This is a genomic window from Okeania sp. SIO2C2, assembly GCF_010692625.1.
Taxonomy (GTDB): Bacteria; Cyanobacteriota; Cyanobacteriia; order Cyanobacteriales; family Microcoleaceae; genus Okeania; species Okeania hirsuta.
The window spans coordinates 1-20,418 of sequence record NZ_JAAHGM010000093.1 but is presented as its reverse complement, the minus strand read 5'-3'; the positions used below and the strand labels follow the sequence as shown (position 1 = coordinate 20,418).

The window sequence follows — 20,418 nt, the reverse complement described above, 5'->3', positions numbered from 1 at the left end:
TTTTTACATCTAAATTGACGGCCATTAACAAGTAGAAAAACATCAAAGCTACTCAAGGGAATATCTCTGACTCTATATGGATGAGATTGATGGATTTTATCTGTAGTCTTTTGAGGGGGGAGGACAAGTTGTAGTTTGGACTTGATTTTCTCATTCAATTCTTAAATTCATTTTCAGTAATCAAATGATAATTAGTTGCTTTAAAGCCTTCAAATTTAATGATTTGAGTGATCAAAAACAGAAGGGAGTTAGATGGCATATGATTAAAGTTTCATTTTTGTTGCTCAAATTCAATATATTTAATAGCATTAACATCTGTGATTAGTCAATATTTAGCAAGGGTTTGAGCATACTTGACTTGAAAATTACTAAGGAAAATGTAATTTTTTTATTCTTAAATTGTCATAACTACTCTAGAAGAGCCATAAATAATTACTTCTCAGGTTTGGTAAGGTGACCCATGGCAGTAACTTTTCTATTAAACTAATTTCAAAGGTTGCTTTTACTTTCCCCAAAATTAATTGCTGATAGCTAATAGCTGACAGCTGAACATTTACAAAATTATAGATGGGTTAAATACAGCAATTAATCTTCACCTATCAATAGTCAGTTTTTCTTGTTTTCGTGATTTTTACTTCTTTTCAAGGCTGATTAATAGATCTAAATTACCCGCAAACTACAGTATGAGAAGATGAATTTGCTTACTTAATCTCGGTACAATGGTCTACACTGTGGAAAATGAGAACTTTTATACAGACTAATCTAAAATCAAAAACAGATATGACACCTCCAGAAACTAGCACTCCTCCAGAGGGTTCAGATAATCATAATTTAGCACCTGTAAGCTTGAAAGAGCCTGAATTTAAACCCAATAATACAGCTCGAGTAAGCGATCGTCAAGATTTAGAAGAAGATGATTATCTCAATCAAGCTCCTGATGATGTGGAAATGTCTATATTTGACCATCTCGAAGAGTTACGGATGCGAATATTTTATTCTCTAATAGCAGGAGTTGTAGGTATTATTGGTTGCTTTATTGTAGTTAAACCTATTGTCCAATTCCTAGAAGTTCCTGCTCGTGGAGTAAAGTTTCTCCAACTGGCTCCAGGAGAATATTTTTTTGTAACTATTAAAGTAGCTGCTTATAGTGGTTTTCTTTTGGCAAGTCCTTTTATACTTTATCAAATAGTTAAGTTTGTTCTACCAGGTCTAACTATTAGAGAAAGAAGATTTCTCGGACCCATTTTCTTAGGATCTACAGTTTTATTTGGATTGGGATTAGTATTTGCTTATTTTGCAATTGTACCAGCAGCTTTGAAGTTTTTTATTAGTTACGGATCGGAAGTAGTAGAACAAGCTTGGTCAATTGAACAATATTTTGAATTTGTATTGCTATTAATGTTTAGTACGGCATTAGCATTTCAAGTTCCAATTCTGCAATTCTTGTTAGGTATTTCGGGAATTGTTTCTTCTGAGCAAATGTTTTCTGGCTGGAGATATGTATTGTTAGGTGCAGCAGTTTTAGGAGCAGTTTTAACTCCTTCAACTGACCCTTTAACTCAAAGTTTATTAGGTGGAGCGGTAGTTGCTCTTTATCTCGGAGGTAGTTTTGTTGTCAAGTTAATTGGCAAATAAAAAATACTGTATTTACTGAACTATTAGTAATTGTCGCACTAGCAGTAAAAGTTAATAATTTTTGCTCTGGGATTTCTACAATTTAAATATTGTGTTTAAATATTGTGGGAATAGTCAGTTCTCAAAAAATGCTCTCTAGTGTTAGGGTCTGGATTTTCAGGAGCTGTTTTAACCTTTTCAACTCACCCTTTGACTCAAAATTTATTAGGTGAAGCAGTAGTTGTTCTTGAGTTATACAAATTACCATGCATTAATGCTATACTTCAGCTATATTTCAACAGTCAAATAGTTGCCAAGATAAAAAGTTTGTTTTTGACAATTATTAGTTGGTTAGTATAAATTTTTCCTACTTTTCCTCTCCCCACACCTCCCACACTTCCCACACTTCCCACACTTCCCCACCCAATCAGATATAGCATTCTTTTTGAGAAATGGTATTAGGTGGTAGTTTTGCCATAAAGTAGATTAGGCTATAAAGAATATTTAGTCTATTTATCAGTAGTTCAGTTATTAGTCAAAAATATTAGAAAAATGTCTATAAAACTAGAAAACTCTAATCAAACATTACCCTCATTTAAGCCTTTACACAATGAATTTGGAAAAGAGCTATCTTTCGGAGCAGAAGTAGTTGGAATTGACCTGTCAAAATCTTTATCATATCAAGAGTGGGAAACCCTAATGGCAGGATTTGAAAAACATTCATTACTATTGTTTAAAAATCAGCAGTTAACTCCAGAGATGGAACTTGATTTTATTACCAGGTTTCCCCATGATATTCAGGCAGTTAAGGAAGGAAGAAATATTGCCCCATTCTATAAAAAATTGCCTGGTTATCCTCCCTTACTTTCTCTTCATGGATACGGTTCATTTACTCACTATGGACACAAATTTACACTTCCTGCTGGTGAGGTGTTTAAATATTCTCATGTTTGGCATACTGACTTTAACAGTATATCTGATACCCCACCAGTAGTGAGTGCGATGTATGCAGTAGTTGTACCCACAAAAGGAGGTGAAACACTTTTTTGTAGTTCTATAAAAGCTTATGAACTTCTAATACCAGAGCTGCAAAAACAAGCTCTAGAAATGAAAGTTTGTTACTGCCCTACTATGAATTTTCAACTTGAACCTCAAGGTCGGCGTCGAATAGATAATATTGAAGCTTCTATGAAAAATTTTAATCCTCCTGAAGTTGGTAGAATACACCCAGTAGTAATCCAAACAAAAAAAGGCAAAAATGCGTTGTTTTTAAGTGTACATTCTGCTGGAAAAATTGAAGGAATGGAAGCCGAAGCAAGTCAGGAATTAATAGAGAAGTTTTTAACTCCAGTTACTCAACCAGAACATATTTTTTCTCTCAAATGGGAGGTGGGAGATTTTGCTATCTGGAATAACCGAGAAATACTTCATAGTGGAACACCTTGGCATATCTACGAAAATGAGCAAAGGTTGATGCACATCTTTTTTCTTGATAGTACAGAAAAAGTTACTCCAGCTTCTTAACTCTACTGAAATAATAGTTTTCTTAAAAAGTATTTTGGTGAGGGTAAGAGTCAGGATAAATCTTTAGTATTTTAACTCTTAGGAATGAAAATGTAGCACTTTTTTCGCCTAAAAAAGGCTAAAAAATTTACAGCAGATTCCAAGTATATGAAGTACGGGTATTAACAATTAAATTTTTGTAGTGCGGGTATCTTGCCCGCGATGGCTCTACCTCACCAAGTTGGAATCCGCTGTATCTGTAAATACTTTTATCGTTAATCAGTAAGCCCTAAATATAGTGATAAAAATAAACTGGTTATTTTGCACGGGTATTTAGAGAATATTCTGACAAAAAAATAATGTCTCAAGCCTCCCTTTTAAGGGTATGAAAAAAATGAACTTTTGTATTTCAAGCCTCTAGCTTCAACGGTCGGTACTGATAACTGATAACAATTTATATCCCAAATAAAGTATAAATTCGATTCCGAATCCAAATCATTGCTGTTTCTTGAGAATTTTCTTGCTTATCCAGTAATCCTAAGTTTTTTAAAGTCTCTAAACGTCGGGATAATTCTTCAGAAATTTTGTCTGCTAGTTTTTGGTGCTTTGCCAAAAGATTGTGTAAATTGTCTCGGTCTACTACAAATAAAATTGTATCTTCTGTGGCACGAAGACTCGCTGTGCGAGTAATTCCTAATATTAGTGACATTTCTCCAATAAATTCTCCTGCATATCTAGTTGTAATATACTTATTTGCTTTTTCTGAAAATACTTCTACCGACCCGGAAAGTATAATATAAAATGAGTCTCCTGACTCTCCCTCTAGACAGATTATTTCACCGCGAGGAACAATTTTTCTATATCCATTTTCAATAACATCTCGTAGTTCAATATTATTACATTTTTTGAAATAACTAATCTGTCGTAATAAATCTCGTAAATTCCATTTTGAGGAATTTTGCTTAGTTTTTGCTATATTTTTGACTAAGGAAGTTGAAAGGTTTTTGGGATTTTTTACAACAGTTGTTGACTCTGCTTTTTTATGTGCTTGAATTAAATCATTAATCTGGCGAATATGTAAATCTATTTGGGGAAAAGGAATAGAAATATTCCGATAACTTAATTCTGAATATATTAAAAAATTCAAATAACTTTTGATTTGATCTATTAGAGTAGGATATTTAATCCAAACTAATAATTCAAAATTTAAGGCACTATCTCCAAACCCTTTAAACCAAACTTTTGGTGAAGGATTAGATAAAACTTTTTTTTCCTTTCTAGCTGCATCTAAAAGTGCTTCTTTTACTAAGTCTGTATCGCTACCATAGGCAACACCAATGGGAATATGTAGGCGAGAGGTCGAATCTTTATGACTCCAATTAATAATATTTTGTTCTACTATAGAATTATTAGGAATAATCACAAAAATACCATCAATAGTTCTGATTACAGTTGAACGAATTGAGGTTTTTTCTACTACTCCTGATAAATCATCAACTTCGATAAAATCTCCGACTTTAATTGGTTGAGCAATCAAAATTGTTAAACCACTAACAAAATTACTAATAATATTTTTCAAACCAATACCAATGCCAATACTTAAAGCACCAGCAATTACAGTAATTGAGGTTAAGTCAATGCCTGCATTATGAAGCACAATTAAGATACCAGTTATTGTAATGATGTAATTAATAATAGAGGCGATCGCTTCTCTTGTACCTTTTTTGATTCCTAAATTAACTAATATCCATTCTTTCATCCAATTTTTTATTGTGCGGGAGAAAAATACTACTAAAACAATTAAGAAAATTATTTCAGTAATATTCTTGATGGAAAATGATTTATTCCCTAACTCAAATATTTCAAATAGAACTATTTGAACTAAGAGGCTAAATATATTTTTTATTTCTATAAGTATCCAATTCATCTTAAACCCAGTGTATTTAATCAATGAGGAAAAATTAAATATATAAATTAAATAGCAAATGTAAAAGAGGTTCAACCTCAGTCTATTTAAAAATTGTGTAAGTAAAAAAATATCATTGGTATAGGGTATTATTATGATAATCATAGAAGTAAAATTAAGTTTCCAGCAGGAAAACTTATCAACCACAAAAATCAATGAAATTTACCAAAGATTCTAAATACCCAGACCCCGTTCTACAAGATGGTATCGATTAAGCTATTAAGTTAATGGAAAAAGGGCGACTGTATCACTATAACTTTGGTACACAGTTCGATTATAATAGGGCAGATTTTGTTTAACAGTTGGGAAAATTTATGACTACAACATAATTTCCAGAGGGCAAAAAACCAACTTATCAACTAAAGTTACTAATAATAATTTTTTATACCAATACTAATATCAAGACTTAAAAATCCAGTAACCATAGTAATTGAAGTTAATTCAATGACTATTTTATATCATACGATTAAGATACCGACTATTGTTATTATGTAATTAATAATGGAGGCGATCGCTTCTATTGTACCTTTTTTTGATTCCTAAATTAACTAATATCCATTCTCTAATCCATTTTTTTATTGTGCGGAATTAGGAATACTACTAACACCATTAACTCAGATTCCGCACGTCAATTTGTCACATAAGAAAGTACCACAAACATCAGTAAGTTGATCAGTATTTATAGTCTATAAATCATGATAATTTAACTGAGACAAAAGCCAAATTAAATTGAATAAATTAAGCATACATACTTGATGGAGCCAGATAATTAGCTCGGATCATTCCTTACTAACTAATGTACGTCGCCAATCCAACGGCTCCCCTAAATGACTACTGACTACTTGCCCTTGATACTACGCGCGTGAAGTTCCGAATGTAGAATTAAGAAAATTATTTCAGTAATATTCTTTAATGGAGAATGATTTATTCCCTAACTCAAATAGTTATTTTTTAAAGATTTTAACTAACAGGCTAAATAGATTTTTTATTTCTAGAAATATCTAATACCATTTTGATAAATTTTTGTTACAAATAATTAAGTTATTGCTAGTAGTCATTAAGACAGAAGAACAGTTTGTCAGCATTTATTGCAATTTGAGGATGAGTATTTTTAATAGTTTCAATATCATCAAAACCAATTATACCAAATTAAAAAAAGGTAGTTACATCTTAATTTGTCATTTATTGCTACAATTAAAAATTTTATATATCCATCAAATGTCAAAATTAAGTATTTTTTCCTCTTTTTTATCCAGTTTTTCTTTCCCTGTTGCCAGATGAGCTGTTGCCTGTTGCCCGTGTCGAGACTGTAGCAATATTTTATGAAATTGGTATTAGAGCTATTTCTCTATCACTAACAACTATGAAATTTGTACTTCTGGGTTATGACTGAATTAATGTCATTTATCCTAGCAATTCTCCTCTAAATCAAGTTACTAATACTTGTGCATTTTCGACAATCTTTACTTCCCTTTGGAGAATAATTGCCAGATAAGTTCCTATTTCTACTTTTTTCATTAGCACTTGTTCTGCTAAAAATTTATGGGAGGATATATAATCACTAATTACTTAAATTTATTCTGTGTAAAATTTACGAAATACTGCTAATTTTCGTGACTAATTTACTACCTATTTCATAATTTATATCCTTTTGTTTTTTTACTTAAAGGGGTTGAATAGAATAAATGGTTGATCTCAATACTTGTATGACAATTATTAGATGAATTTTTAACCTCGATAAATAGTTTAATCGATTCCATATATATTATTAATTAAGTCAAATACTAAACTGATTTATGATACTCAATCTAATTTAGAGAAGATAAAAAATGACAAACATAACTTATTCTGACTTTGAGAAAATAGAAATAAGGGTGGGAAAAATTATTGGTACAGAAGAATTTCCAGAAGCCAGAAAACCAGCTTACAAACTGTGGATAGATTTTGGTGAATTTGGCATCAAAAAGTCTAGCGCAGGATTAACAAAGCTCTATATTCGTCAAAATTTAGTGGGCAAATTAATTCTAGCAGTTACAAATCTGCCACCACGTCAAGTCGCTAACTTTATGTCTGAGGTCTTGGTTTTAGGTGTGGTGATGGATGATGGAGAAGTTGCTCTGATACACCCAGATCGAGATGTACTACTGGGCCAAAGAATCTTGTAGTATTTTGAGCGCCCTCTGGTTAGAATTCTTCTACCATCCATTCTGAAGCTCTCTCACCTAAGTCTAGAGGAATACTAACTGCCTTACCTAGTCTAGGTCTTTCTTTCGTATTCTCAATATAGTTCTTAACAGTTTCTACACCACCAAAACCATTGATATAGGTGGCTATTGCATCTAGGTGGGCCAAATAATCTACTTCAGTCATCGGAAAAGATACTTGCTCAAGGTACTTCCACATTACCTGCACAAATATTTTGCCTTTTGTCCGCCGTAGTTGAATATCATAAGACTTACCCCACTTATCTAGTAATAGTTGATGTAATTCCTTGCCAGTTATCATATATTTTAGATTTTAGATAAATTATAACTTCTACAGTTTTGAGTTCTAAACACTAAATATAGTGTCGCACTATAGTTTTATTTAGGATTATGTAGTGTTTTTGCGTAAATTTTCAAGTTCAATAGTTAATTTGGGAAAAACTAACTATTAAACAAGTTTCCAAAAGTTAAAAATTATACTACATTCAAATAGCAGTCGAAGGAAAGGGCGCGGACATATCAAAAGCTTAAAACTCAGACAACGCGAAATTTTTCGGTCTTTCGGTCCTTCCTTCTGCTATAAATCTAATTATCTAGTCATAGACCTTGCAATCACAAAATTTACATTTATTAATGAAAAGAACAATAAAAGTTTAAATAATGTAATAATAATCAGGAAATGGTTTTAAGTTGCAATTTGTTTAACAAAATATTGTAAGCTGGGCTGTGGTCGCAGACTAACAGCAATTATTTTTTGTCTGCACATAATTCACCTGTGACAGTAAGCACGATAGAGACGAAAACGCAGCAGTAAATATATTGGTCGCCGGAGGACATACCTCCTCCGGAGCAGCTGCGCTAACGGAGACACAAAATGGACTTGGAGTGAAGCTTAACCCATCCCCTCCCGGGAGGGGAGCAAGAGGGGTGGGTGCAGCACTCCGTTAAGCGTCAACCCTTCGAGGAACTAAGGTTCGGTAATAATCTCCGTATCTTTAGGCCGTAGAGGATGTCAAAAACACCAAACGTAAATTAATAAAAAACACTCAATCTATTCATGGCTCAAGCAGAAGGAACACCAGATGTACCCGATATGGGACGTCGCCAATTTATGAATCTTCTCACCTTTGGCACTGTGACCGGGGTCGCTCTTGGAGCGCTCTATCCAGTAGTTAACTACTTTATTCCTCCATCCAGTGGAGGTACAGGTGGTGGGGTGACAGCCAAAGATGCCCTTGGTAACGATATTATCGTTAGTGACTTTGTGGCCAATCACAATCCTGGAGAAAGAACTTTGGCACAAGGTCTTAAGGGAGACCCTACCTACGTAGTGATTGAAGAAGACCAAACTTTGGCTAACTATGGCTTAAATGCAGTTTGTACTCATTTAGGCTGTGTAGTCCCTTGGAATGGTAGTGAAAATAAATTTATCTGTCCCTGCCATGGCTCTCAGTACAACAGTACAGGTAAAGTAGTTAGGGGGCCAGCACCTTTGTCTTTGGCATTAGTCCACGCCAATGTTAGTGATGATAAACTGGTCTTCACCCAATGGGAAGAAACAGACTTCCGCACCGGAGAAAACCCTTGGTGGACTTAAAGAAGCGGTCAGCACTCAGCACTCAGCAATCATTAGGATCGTTTTTTTTGACCTTGATCAGGGGGATTTTAACCCCTACTCAATCATCCAGCGTAATAGTTCTGGGGATTTTTAAACCCTAGCTCTAAAAGCTGATAGCTGTTTGCGGAGCATTCCGGTACGGAAATGCTAAAAGCTGATAGTTCAGAGATTTTTGATTTGTAAGCAATCAGTAAATCCAAAAAATTTGTAGAAGTTTTTGATTTTGAGAGAAGACAGAACAACTGATGTCAAAAATAGACCGATCGGCAATTTGGGGTAGTATGACTAAGGCCTTCGCCAAGATGATGGTAGTAGCGATCGCAACTATAGCTCTATTCCTAACCAATGATATAGTCCATCCCCAGGCTGCAAATGCCTATCCATTCTGGGCACAGGAAACTGCTCCAGCAACTCCTAGAGAAGCTACAGGCAGAATTGTTTGTGCTAATTGTCACCTTGGTGCTAAACCTACGGAAATAGAAGTACCTCAGTCTGTACTACCAGATACAGTATTTAAGGCTGTTGTAAATGTTCCTTATGATACTGAGGTTCAACAAGTCTTGGGTGATGGTAGTAAAGGTGGCTTAAATGTAGGTGCTGTATTGATGTTGCCTGAAGGCTTCAAAATTGCACCTGAAGATAGAATACCTGAAGAATGGGAAGAAGAAGTTTCTGGTCTTTACTTCCAACCCTATTCTGAAGACCAAGAAAACGTTATTTTAGTTGGGCCAATGCCAGGAGAGGAATATCAAGAGATTGTTTTCCCTGTTTTATCTCCAGATCCTGCTACTGATAAATCTATCCACTTTGGTAAGTATGCTATTCATGTAGGTGGAAACCGAGGTCGTGGCCAGGTTTATCCTGCTGGTAATAAGAGCAATAATACTGTTTACAATATCTCTGCTAGTGGTAAGATTACTGATATTACTTTTGAAGAGTATGTAGGTAATAATATTACTATTGTAACTACTGACGGTGAGACTGTTGTGGATACAGTGCCTCCAGGTCCAGAACTTTTAGTTGCTGTAGGAGATACTGTTGAAGCGGGTCAAGTTATTACAAATGACCCTAATGTCGGTGGTTTTGGTCAAACAGATATTGAAATTGTGCTGCAAGATGCAAATCGAGTTAAATGGTTGATGGCATTCTTTGCTCTGGTCATGCTAGCTCAGATTATGTTAGTTCTCAAGAAGAAACAAGTGGAGAAAGTTCAAGCTGCTGAAATGAATTTTTAGGTAGACTGAATTATTTCGCTTAAAAATTTACTGATGGGGAGTAAAGCATTAGGAGTGAGGGATAAACTTTATTTCTATGTCTTTGCTCCTTATCATATTTTATAGAAGCTATTTGGTATCTTTGCAAAGGTAGGGATTTTTGGCAAAGAAGTCAGAACTCAGGAGTCAGGATATCGATATTTTAGGGTTTGCTGAAAAAGTATTTTGGTAAGGGGAGGAGTCAGGAGGACTGAGTCAGTCCTCAGAATAAATGGGAATTATAGAGAAGGTAGTTGGATGTTTTGTCCCTTGATTTTTCTGCCCAACTCTTGCCCAAAATGCTCATATACATAAGTTTGAGGCACCGAGAACCAGGAACTTTTTTCTGTCCTAAAAATAGCTAAAGTCTTTATCTCTCAATGTTTTGATATTTAATCAGCAAGCCCTATTTAAGTACATCAATAGACATCTCCAATAATAAAAAATCCAATTGATTATAATATTAGAGACATTAATTATTTCGGCATGAATGGCTTAAACACCTGTTTTTAGGTTGGAAATTCTCTTTTTTTGTCAAAAAGACATCTCCTGCCAAGTCTTTTAATCACACTTATTATATCAAATCCGAATGATTAGTTATCGTATCGCGCTCGGAGTCAGGAGTCAGGAGTTAGGAGTTAGGAAGATTGAAGAAGGAGACAGGAGACAGGAGACAGGAGACAGGAGGAAAATTACATGGGGATTCTAACCCCAAGTAATTTTGAACACCGTGTAGACGGTGGGGTATTAAACCCACAAAGAAAATGATAAAAGATATGAATTTTTACCGAAAAATTGGGTTTAAAGCCTCGCCCATAAGCGGGCGACTTTCTATAATTGTGCTATAATGAAATTGGTTATGTACCCGCCTTGTCTCATAAATACTGTAGAAAAGAAGATGTTTGTTGAAACTCCTTCAGTTGAGAGCTGAACTTGGGAAGCTTTCAGGTCAATGAGCAGCTAAAAACAGAAGGCACAGATAAACCCTATAAGAATTATTGATAAGTCGCGGGAGGGCATTCCTAGACTCTAAACGGACGCGGAGGCAAGTGTAAGACTAGCACCAAGGTAGCGGCAGCCTGTGTTAGCGGAGCTTTGCGTCAGCAAAACGTCAACCCACCGAGGAGCTACGGCTCGGCAGGAATCCCCGTGCCTTTAGGCCGGGGAGGATGTCAAATTCGTATTCAATAGAACATCTGTATTAAAATGAATTAATTATGCGATTATATAGTAATCGCATTTTATATTATTCATAACATTCTTTTTTTAAATAGTATAAAAACCCCAGCCAATGTCAGAGACGATCGGGCCTATAATGAAATATTAAAAATGAATATCGATTATTTCAAATCCAAGTAAAATGATCGATTTTCAATACCTGAGCGCGTAATGCTATACATAATACGTAGTTAATTCTCTTCATTTTTCCTGCAATACCTGCAATACCGATTAATAATGCGTTACCAATGCCAATGTAATACATAATGATTATTATGTATTACCATATTTTCTCAGGTTATTGATAATTGAAAATAGTATACTCACGACTTTAACCTTGCCAAATAAAAAATTAATAGTAAAATAACTCAATAAGTTATTATCTATTGACAAACTTTACTAAGTAGTTAGTGCCGATAAACTATAAATTTAATCCTTACTAACAGAGTAAATCCCCTTAATAATCAAGGGGTATGAGTAAAAACTGAATGAAAAAAACTCTTAATAAATTTGTAAAATATAGTCCTAGCATTCTCAGTATCACCCTACTAATGGCTAATACTGCCCAGGCACTGCCTACTCCACCAGAGAATCAGACATCACCCAAAAATTCTATTGGGGTATCCGACCTAGAATCAAAAAAACCTACTCAGACATCACCCAAAAATTCTATTGGGGTATCCGACCTAGAATCAGAGACCTCTATTGAAGGGATAACTTCAGGAATTAAAGGGGCATCAGACTTAGAAGCAGTAGACCCAATGGGCCAAGTTACATCTGTGTCCCAGTTATCAGATGTCCAACCCACAGATTGGGCTTTTCAAGCTTTACAATCATTAGTAGAACGTTATGGTTGTATCGCAGGTTATCCAGATGGCACATTCAAAGGCAACCGTGCCATGACTCGTTATGAATTTGCAGCAGGTTTAAACGCTTGTTTAGACAGAATTACGGAATTAGTCGCAGCAGCAACTGCAGACTTAGTAACTCGCGACGACTTAGCTGTGTTACAAAGGTTGCAAGAAGAATTTGCCGTAGAATTAGCAGAATTGCGCGGTCGTGTAGATGCTTTAGAAGCACGCAGCGCAGAATTGGAGGCCAATCAATTTTCCACCACAACCAAACTAGATGGTGAAGTACTATTCTGGGTAACTGATACTTATGGAGAAAGAGCCCAAGCCCGTGGAGAATCCTCAGCTAATGACAAAACTGAAACCACCTTTTCTTATCGAGTACGTCTGAATTTCGAGACGAGCTTTACTGGAGAAGATTTACTATTTACCCGTCTGCAAGCCACGGATATTCCAGACCTTAGCGGAGAAAACCTCACTAATACCTTAATGACTCTTGCAGGTATTGATGAAGGTGATGGTGATGATACAGTCATCATTGACCTATTCTTCTACAGTTTCCCTGTAGGCGATAAGGCTCAAGTTTTAGTTGGTCCTACTGGAGTAGACCTTGACGACGTTTCCACAGTTTTATCACCTATTCAAGATGAAGGCGATGGCACTATCTCCCGCTTTGGTAGACGTAACCCCACCAGTTTCCGAGGCCCTGCTGGTGCTGGTATTGGCATTCAATACGCATTTAATGATACCTTTTTACTCGAAGTTGGTTACTTAGCTGCGGAGCCTAGCGACCCCAATGAAGGTGCTGGTTTGTTTAATGGTGATTATAGTGCTTTGGGTCAACTTATTATTGAGCCTAACCCAAACTTGTCTTTTGGTCTGGGTTATGTTCGCAAGTATTGGGGTAAAGATTCTGTTGATGTGAGTGCAGCTACAGGTAGTTTCAAGGCTCAAGATCCTTTTGATGGTACTCCTACTACTGCTGATAATGTGGGGTTTCAGGCTAACTGGAGGGTAAATGACAAGATTGAAGTGGGCGGTTGGTTTGGAACCACCTGGGCTCGTCCGGAAAATGATAACGGTGATGATGACGATGTTACTATCATTAATGGAATGCTCATAGTTGCTTTTCCAGATTTGTTTAAGGAAGGTAACATGGGCGGTATTATGGTAGGGGTTCCTCCTATTGTTACTGATGGCGGTGATGATGATTCACTCAAGGATGACGATACTTCTATACATATAGAAGCAATTTATCGCTTCCAACTTAATGATAATATCTCTGTTACTCCTGGTTTATTTGTGATTACTAATCCGAATCACGATGATTTTAATGATACTATTTGGGTGACAACATTACGGACTACTTTTAGATTCTAACTAATATAGCAATCCTAAATGATTTGTCAAAAATCTCAGGATAGATAAAAATTCTGAAACTTTTCCCCTTATTCCCAGTTAAGGTGTTCCCTAAATTCCAAGATATTGTTACCCGCAACTGATATCATGGTTAGAGTCGAAGAGATGATCACTAATCTCAACTCTCCTTCAAAACCGGACGTGAGACTTTCACCTCATCCGGCTCCTCTATTGTTTGATCAGATTATGTCCTGACTAGCTTCCTTCCTTTTTATTAAATCGAAAGGGGTTTTGGTTTCGTGGCAATGTTTATGGACTAATTGGAGATGAGACAAGTCGTTGGAACCACCATTACACCTTGCCTGTATATGGTCTATCTCCATCATATCTGATATGAGAAATGGTCTATTGCAAATTTTACAGAGTCCTTTTTGCCTTTTCAGTAAGATTTTCTTTTTGTTTGTGAGGTTAGAGTATTTGGCTAGTCTTTGTCCCCAGTATGTTACATCTCCATCGTATGGACTTCTTTCTCCCTGAACTTTAACGTGTCTAACTATCTTGGTTTCAGTGTGCAGTATTAAGTTTCCAAATTTCCACTTTCTGTTACCATCATTCTCAAAGAAATTTTTTACTATTTCTTTGGTTCCTGTGTGTTGACACTTGGAGTGTAACATCCTCATAATACGTTTGTGTATCATGTGGTCTAGTTTTGAGAATGTCTCTGTGCTTACTACTCCTCTGTAGTAGTTGCACCATCCCCTGATGATTGGATTTAGTTGTTTGACTAATCCTTCTTGTGGGGCATTTTTTAGCTTGCCTATTTTTTCCGATATTTTCCTGTAGTGGGATTGTATTGCTTTCTTGCTTGGTTTAATTAATGTTTTGGTTCCGTTTTTATTGGCTCTGTATTTTCCGGTTTTGTATGTCCGGACGTTAAATCCAAGAAAATCGAATCCTTCGCTCATAGTAGTCCATTTAGTCTTTTCTTTGTTTATCTCTAATCCTATTGGTTTTAGAGCTTCTACTACGGATTTTTCTATTTGGTCTTTGAGCCTAATTTTTCCACTTGTTGCGGGAGATATTTTTCTGATTAACACAAAATCATCTGCATATCGGATATAGGAAAAGTTGATATATCTTCCCTTATTGTTTTCTACCAATATATCCATCTTTTTATCAAAATGGTCTAGTGCGATGTTTGCTAGTAAAGGACTTATTACACCTCCCTGTGGTGTTCCTTCGTATGTATCTAATGATACGTTGAAGGATATTTGCACTCCTGATTCTAACCAAGCTTTTATTTGTCTTCTCATAGATGGAAAAGTGTTCATATAATCCATGAGAAATTTGTGATTAATGTTGTCGAAACATCCCTTGATGTCCGCATCCATTATGTGGCAGTGTTCTGTTCTGGTGGATGTATTTATAAATATATCCGATATGGCATCGTGACATGACCTACCTGGTCTAAATCCGTATGACTTTCCAGAGAATTTTGCCTCCCACTCAGGTTCTAATACCAGTTTTGCTAGTGCTTGTTTTGCTCTATCCTCTATTGTTGGTATTCCCAGCTTTCTGGTTTTCCCATTGGTCTTAGGTATTTCTACCCTTCTTACTTTCTTCGCTTTTCCGTTTATTCTTATTTTCTTGGCTAGTTCCAATCTTTCTTTGGGACTTAGTGATTTTAATCCATCTATCCCTGGTGTCTTTTTACCAGTATTGTCTTGAGTGACTTTCCTGGTAGCCATAAGTCTAAACCTGAAGCTTTTGAGGCATAAGTGCTGTAACTTTCGCATTGACCGATAATCACCACTTTTGCTAGCTAAGTATATTTTGTTTTGCATCTTATCAATATACTGATTGACTAAATTCCAATCAATTTTTGACCATCCATGTTTATGAGGCATTTGAAATGTTCCTCTCACTACTTACTAAACAATAGTTTGTAATTCGGCTTATCCTGGACATTACATCCAGGCATTTGCTTGTTACAAAATCCTCTCCCAATATAGTCTTGTGCTGAATACTACTAGGTTTATCGACCTTGGCAACCTAGAGACTATATTGGGTTTATTCGTTCCCATACACAATTGGTTTGGTGACTTTAGGTTCTCTCACTACTCAGGGACACTTTGTGGAATGTTGTAGGTGTACACGCGATTTTACCCTACCCTTGTCCTTGCTTTTTAGCTTGGTCTGTTAGTTGGCTAGACCATTCGACGTAACTGAGTTTTTTAAGATTCACATATTGTTGACCATATCACCTTGCTTGCGGAGTTCTTTTAGCTCGGAAACCCAACTGAATCCTGATCCGCTTTCATTCCCGCTTTACATTATTTGATGTTCGGTCTCTTAATGTAGGGAAAGTGCTTTCAATCCAACATCTAGACGATAGGACTTGATATGATCTCACCTATATTATGTATGAGTTAATTCCTTTTTTAAGGAATCGCCTAATCCCTTGGATTTCTATCCATTTCTTAGGCAACGAATCGCACTCCGGTAGTATCCTTAGTGTGTAAAATTACGTCACAATTGGAAGAAACCCTTCTTCCTTCTAACTTATGTTCTCTATCTCCCTTTCATCAAAGTCTAAGTATATAATCGGACATGATATGAAATAGGATTGCTATAGTAGATTCTTAAATTTTCAGATCATAAAATTACTGGAGTTTAGACTAAGACAAAATTTTCCAAGATTGTTTTGGGTGAAAAAAGAAGGTAAATTAACCAAAAATTGAGTCTAAGTTTTCAGATTTTTGGCTTTTTTTGTGGGACTTTTTCGTTTTTTTACTACAGGATAACGGGTTCTTTTACTTCTGACTTTACCTGTTTTCCAACCAGTGGATTTTCCACGGGGTTTGGCAGTTTTAGCAGGGGGTCTAATCTTGACTAAAAGTCCGAACATTGATTGTGCGACCCTTCCAGGGCTTAAGTTTTTTTGAGGCTTAAGCTCACGGAAGATAAGGATTCATAAGTAGAAGGCCATTGTCTTTGAAATCAAGGTGAAAGGGAAAATCAGCCAATTCATTGGCTGTTAAGCGTGGTTAAAACTGCATGGATTAAATCATAAGTGGAATCCTGAGCAAACCCAAGTAAATTGTAGGTATCAGTCCTAAATTTTTGCAGTCTATTTATGTTAGTATTCATCAGGGAGAGTTATGTTTCTATTTAATTGCTTTTCAATTTTATCCCTTTTTCTGAAATTTGATTTATTAATATTTGTCAACCATCAACTTTGCTGGTATTCAGTAGCGATCGCACATGAGATTATACTAGACTGTACGGTGTTATTTTTGGGTACAGCGCTGCTCCCTCAGGTATTTACAACTTCCAGCTCAAAGTGCAGTAAGCGAAAAGGTTTACAAAAAATAATGTGTAAATCTGCCAGAATGCACTGCTATAGTTAGTCTAAACTCTAGAAGATAGCCATTATATGATCAAGGAAGATGATGATCGCTATGGCAATAAAATGACTGAAGCTACCAAATAAATTCCTCCCAGAAAGTTTACTGAACCCTTGTCATACCTTGTGGCGATCGCTCGATACTGTTTGAGTTTGGCGAAAAAATTTTTGATCTGATGAGGTGCTTTGTATAAGACTCGATCATAATTACGGAGTTCTTTTAGATTTTTTTTCGGTGGAATCACTACTTCTATTCCTCTCTCAGTCAAAGGCTTTATCACCCGCTAAACCGCGTAGGGGATGTCAAACAAAGGCTCCAAGAGATTATTTTTGAGCTATGTACTGAGCACAACTGGAGGTTGATAGCACTAGAAATTATGCCAGACCATGTTCATCTCTTCCTAGAAGTCGATCCTAACTTTTGCACTATCAGTAATTATCAAGCGCGTCAAAGGTAGAGCTTCGCATCACTTGAGAAAAGAATTTCCTAGACTGCTGAAATTACCTACCCTCTGGACACCAAGCTTTTTCTGTGCAACTACTAGCAATGCTTCGACAGAGACTGTTAGGAGGTACATTGAAAACCAAACCGGAAAGTAACGCCACTTTATTACCCGCGAGTCGTTATTAAATCAGGGGATAAATCTTCCGGGAACTTTACTCCCATCGTTTTTTATGTTTGACGAGTTGCAAAATCATCTATTAACGCTGTTTTCAACTTACCTTTTTTATTTGCCTGCCAAAGTTTACCACTACTGACATCCAAACAAGTCAACCAACCGTCATCATAAACTCTGGTGTCAATACAAATAGTGTTACCGACATTAAGAGGTTTACCACTTTTTTGACTTGTGTGACCACAAACCATTGTTTTTCCTGAAAAGTGAGGCATGGGGTTATCAAGTTTTTCCCAAAAAAGCTTGTACTCTGACTGCTCATTCAGAGATAGATCGGGAGCAGCATTCGCATGAACAAAAAAATGTTCGTCTGACTCCCACCAGTCTACACAGATATTCTCAAGGAAATACCAATGTTCGTCTGGAATACGTTTTAGTTGAGATTTACCAGATTTTGAATAAGAAGCTAAAGTCTCCTTTCCACCAGAATTATGCCAGCGAACTTCATATTGCGAACAATCACGAGACCTCATCATCATTAATTCATGGTTGCCACGTAAGGCTACAAGTTGCCCAGTTTCATAAAGTGCAATTAATCGATTAATCACTCCTTGAGAATCTGGACCTTTATCTACATAGTCACCAAGAGTAATAATAACATCCTCTAATCGTGGCTTAACTGCTGCAATCAATGTATCAAATGCTCTGGAATGACCGTGAATATCTCCGATGGCTAGAATACGCATATATATTTTTGTTACTTTTTTCGGCCTTGGTGATTTGAGGTATGAAATAAATAATTTAGTAATTTAGGTAAATTAAGAGTCATTCTTTAGAATGGCAAAATTAGATGTTCTCTTTACTTAATTTCAGGAAAAGCACTTTTCTTTCTCCTGACTCAATCCTCCTAAGTAATTAAAATTAATATCATACACGCCCTTCAGCAACGCTCTTTTTTCTTTCACTCATGTACTACTACAGCTGTCCCCACTGATGCCCAGTTAAATAACCATTTGGCGTGATTGACTGCTACATTCGTACAACCGTGACTAACTGGGGTACCAAACATATTATGCCAGTAAGCACCATGAATAGCCATTCCCCCATCATAATACATAGTATAAGGAACATCGGGCACGTCATAATCTGCTCCGGTCATTCTGGCAGTGCGATATTTTGTTTGTACTCTGAAAGTACCTAAGCGAGTAGGAGTTGATGATTTACCTGTGGAAACTACGACTGCATAAACTACTTTATTTCCTTCCCAGGCAATTAATCTTTGGGTTGATAAGTCAATTGAAATCCAACGTTCCGCTGATTGTTGTAATTCTAACATTCTCGTGGCAATTAGATTTTCCCATCCACTAGCTTTGGTTGGTATTGACCAGGATAAAAAAGTTGTAATAGTTAGTGCTGTAGCAGCACATATTTTACCAACTTGATACCATTTTTTAGAACTAACTAAGTTTTTCATGTTTTATACCTAATCAAAACACAATAATGGTGTAATTTAGAAGTAGATTATTTTGATTAATTTTCAGATTCAATTGTTTGCTGAAAGTTCTCTAACTAGAGCCTGAGTTTGTCTCGCGATCGCTTCCCAATTTTGAGCAATTATTAAATCTTTGGGAAATAATTTCCCTGATAAACCTACAGCAATTGCACCTGCTTTGATAAATTCTTTAGCATTTCCTAAGGTTACTCCACCAGTAGGAATTAGAGGAATTTCTCCTAAAGGTCCTTGCAAACTTGTGATATAAGTTGCGCCTCCTACTGCTGAGATAGGATATATTTTAACACAGCTAGCTCCTGCTTGCCAAGCAGTTAATATTTCTGTGGGAGAAAGAGCGCCGGGAATAATCGGAACTGCTGCTATTTTTGCTGTTTGAATCATAGCAGGGTTAGTATGTGGCGTAAAGATAAATTGGCAACCAATTTTTAGTGCTTTTTGTAACTCTTCTATGGTTAATAATGTGCCTGTGCCAATTATACAAGTGGGTAATTCAGAGCGGAGTAAAGTAATTAATTCTGATGCTTTATGACTGTTCCAAGTGATTTCTATTATGCGTATACCACCACCAGCAACTGCTTTTGCCATTTTCATACCTATCTCGATTTCTGAGGCACGAAGAACGGCAATTATTCGATTTTGTTCTAATATTTTTAACCAGTTTTCTTGATTCATATTTTTGTGGAAGGAAGAAGGAATAAAGGAAAATATGTTTTTTATAAGTTTGACTTTAATTATTGTAATATATAGCAGTTTCCTACTCTCTGGAAGTAGATATATTGATGGTGTGAGGGAGTAGGTAAGATGGGGAGGCCGGAGATAGAACAAGCAAAAAATATTTACCCGGTCAGTTGTAACACATAAATAAGTGAAGATGCTGTCTATTAATATTTTAATTCTTGCTATTCCATAACTTCAATCAAAGTAAAATGATCAAGCAATATATTTACTCTTTAATAATTCTATAAATATAGATGATTTCCAGAATAATTAGGGCTTGCTGATTAAATCTAAAAGCATTGACATATAAAGACTAAAGATTTTTTGGAGTCGAAAAAAGTGCAAATTTTTCACCTCTTTATGCTCATGCATGGAGCGTATTTTAGGCGCATAGTTGGGCAGAAAAATCATTCTTACAAAACGCCCGCTCCTACCTCCTATAAATTCCAATTTCTCCTGTCTCCTGTCTCCTGTCTCCTGTCTCCTGTCTCCTGTCTCCTGTCTCCTGTCTCCTGTCTCCTGTCTCCTGTCTCCTGTCTCCTGTCTCCTGTCTCCTGTCTCCTGTCTCCTGTCTCCTGT

At 36.1% G+C, this 20,418-nt stretch carries 18 protein-coding genes; 8 read left to right on the top strand and 10 right to left on the bottom strand.

Annotation, left to right across the window (positions count from 1 at the left end):
* On the bottom strand, window positions 1-158 hold a 158-nt coding region (locus F6K18_RS37100), incomplete at its 3' end, for a transposase family protein (RefSeq protein WP_353735254.1).
* Between the two features lie 622 nt (window positions 159-780).
* On the opposite strand from F6K18_RS37100, the gene tatC reads away from it, so the two are divergent.
* Window positions 781-1,635: a twin-arginine translocase subunit TatC gene (gene tatC / locus F6K18_RS33615; RefSeq protein WP_287527378.1), complete on the top strand. Its 855-nt coding sequence runs from the start codon at window positions 781-783 to the stop codon at window positions 1,633-1,635.
* A gap of 281 nt (window positions 1,636-1,916) precedes the next feature.
* Here the strand turns inward: tatC and F6K18_RS33610 are convergent, their stop codons facing one another.
* On the bottom strand, window positions 1,917-2,054 hold the full coding sequence (locus F6K18_RS33610) for a hypothetical protein (RefSeq protein WP_287527376.1): 138 nt from the start codon (window positions 2,052-2,054) through the stop codon (window positions 1,917-1,919).
* Window positions 2,055-2,166: 112 nt separating this feature from the next.
* Between F6K18_RS33610 and F6K18_RS33605 the strand changes: the two genes are divergently transcribed.
* Window positions 2,167-3,138 (top strand): TauD/TfdA family dioxygenase, encoded by a 972-nt coding sequence (locus tag F6K18_RS33605; RefSeq protein ID WP_287527373.1) that lies wholly within the window; start codon window positions 2,167-2,169, stop codon window positions 3,136-3,138.
* A 433-nt stretch (window positions 3,139-3,571) separates the two neighbouring features.
* Here the strand turns inward: F6K18_RS33605 and F6K18_RS33600 are convergent, their stop codons facing one another.
* Window positions 3,572-5,044, bottom strand: coding sequence for a mechanosensitive ion channel domain-containing protein (locus tag F6K18_RS33600; RefSeq protein ID WP_287527371.1), 1,473 nt, complete (start codon window positions 5,042-5,044; stop codon window positions 3,572-3,574).
* A 1,868-nt stretch (window positions 5,045-6,912) separates the two neighbouring features.
* Here F6K18_RS33600 and F6K18_RS33595 point away from each other — a divergent pair.
* Window positions 6,913-7,248, top strand: a complete 336-nt coding sequence (locus tag F6K18_RS33595; protein WP_124147626.1) for a tRNA-binding protein — start codon at window positions 6,913-6,915, stop codon at window positions 7,246-7,248.
* A gap of 19 nt (window positions 7,249-7,267) precedes the next feature.
* Here F6K18_RS33595 and F6K18_RS33590 read toward each other — a convergent pair whose 3' ends face one another.
* Window positions 7,268-7,585 carry a DUF3067 family protein gene (locus F6K18_RS33590; protein ID WP_202218243.1) on the bottom strand — a complete coding sequence of 106 codons (318 nt, stop codon included), beginning with the start codon at window positions 7,583-7,585 and terminating at the stop codon, window positions 7,268-7,270.
* A gap of 759 nt (window positions 7,586-8,344) precedes the next feature.
* Between F6K18_RS33590 and petC the strand changes: the two genes are divergently transcribed.
* The 3 genes from petC to F6K18_RS33575 all read left to right on the top strand — a co-directional run bounded on the left by petC (window position 8,345) and on the right by F6K18_RS33575 (window position 13,607).
* Window positions 8,345-8,884 carry a cytochrome b6-f complex iron-sulfur subunit gene (gene petC / locus F6K18_RS33585; RefSeq protein ID WP_287279609.1) on the top strand — a complete coding sequence of 180 codons (540 nt, stop codon included), beginning with the start codon at window positions 8,345-8,347 and terminating at the stop codon, window positions 8,882-8,884.
* Window positions 8,885-9,150: 266 nt separating this feature from the next.
* Window positions 9,151-10,140: a cytochrome f gene (gene petA / locus F6K18_RS33580; protein ID WP_287527368.1), complete on the top strand. Its 990-nt coding sequence runs from the start codon at window positions 9,151-9,153 to the stop codon at window positions 10,138-10,140.
* A 1,724-nt stretch (window positions 10,141-11,864) separates the two neighbouring features.
* Entirely contained in the window at window positions 11,865-13,607 is a 1,743-nt protein-coding gene (locus F6K18_RS33575; protein ID WP_287527366.1) for an iron uptake porin, read from the top strand.
* A 218-nt stretch (window positions 13,608-13,825) separates the two neighbouring features.
* Here the strand turns inward: F6K18_RS33575 and ltrA are convergent, their stop codons facing one another.
* The 3 genes from ltrA to F6K18_RS33560 form a co-directional block, all read right to left on the bottom strand.
* A complete protein-coding gene (ltrA, locus tag F6K18_RS33570; RefSeq protein ID WP_287527363.1) occupies window positions 13,826-15,493 on the bottom strand; it encodes a group II intron reverse transcriptase/maturase in 1,668 nt (555 codons plus the stop codon).
* A gap of 836 nt (window positions 15,494-16,329) precedes the next feature.
* Complete coding sequence (locus F6K18_RS33565; protein WP_287527361.1) at window positions 16,330-16,494, bottom strand: hypothetical protein; 165 nt, start codon at window positions 16,492-16,494, stop codon at window positions 16,330-16,332.
* Window positions 16,495-17,045: 551 nt separating this feature from the next.
* Window positions 17,046-17,261 (bottom strand): hypothetical protein, encoded by a 216-nt coding sequence (locus F6K18_RS33560; RefSeq protein ID WP_375341369.1) that lies wholly within the window; start codon window positions 17,259-17,261, stop codon window positions 17,046-17,048.
* On the opposite strand from F6K18_RS33560, the gene F6K18_RS37095 reads away from it, so the two are divergent.
* Together F6K18_RS37095 and F6K18_RS37090 are read left to right on the top strand one after the other, a co-directional pair.
* Window positions 17,217-17,450, top strand: coding sequence for a transposase (locus tag F6K18_RS37095; protein WP_353735253.1), 234 nt, complete (start codon window positions 17,217-17,219; stop codon window positions 17,448-17,450). The genes F6K18_RS33560 and F6K18_RS37095 overlap by 45 nt on opposite strands.
* A 13-nt stretch (window positions 17,451-17,463) precedes the next feature.
* A complete protein-coding gene (locus F6K18_RS37090) occupies window positions 17,464-17,592 on the top strand; it encodes a transposase (protein WP_353735251.1) in 129 nt (42 codons plus the stop codon).
* A 73-nt stretch (window positions 17,593-17,665) separates the two neighbouring features.
* Here F6K18_RS37090 and F6K18_RS33555 read toward each other — a convergent pair whose 3' ends face one another.
* The 3 genes from F6K18_RS33555 to F6K18_RS33545 form a co-directional block, all read right to left on the bottom strand.
* Complete coding sequence (locus F6K18_RS33555; RefSeq protein WP_287527360.1) at window positions 17,666-18,355, bottom strand: metallophosphoesterase family protein; 690 nt, start codon at window positions 18,353-18,355, stop codon at window positions 17,666-17,668.
* Window positions 18,356-18,570: 215 nt separating this feature from the next.
* Window positions 18,571-19,083, bottom strand: coding sequence for a L,D-transpeptidase (locus tag F6K18_RS33550; protein WP_287527359.1), 513 nt, complete (start codon window positions 19,081-19,083; stop codon window positions 18,571-18,573).
* Window positions 19,084-19,152: 69 nt separating this feature from the next.
* Window positions 19,153-19,794: a bifunctional 4-hydroxy-2-oxoglutarate aldolase/2-dehydro-3-deoxy-phosphogluconate aldolase gene (locus tag F6K18_RS33545; protein WP_287527358.1), complete on the bottom strand. Its 642-nt coding sequence runs from the start codon at window positions 19,792-19,794 to the stop codon at window positions 19,153-19,155.
* Window positions 19,795-20,418 lie beyond the last annotated feature (624 nt).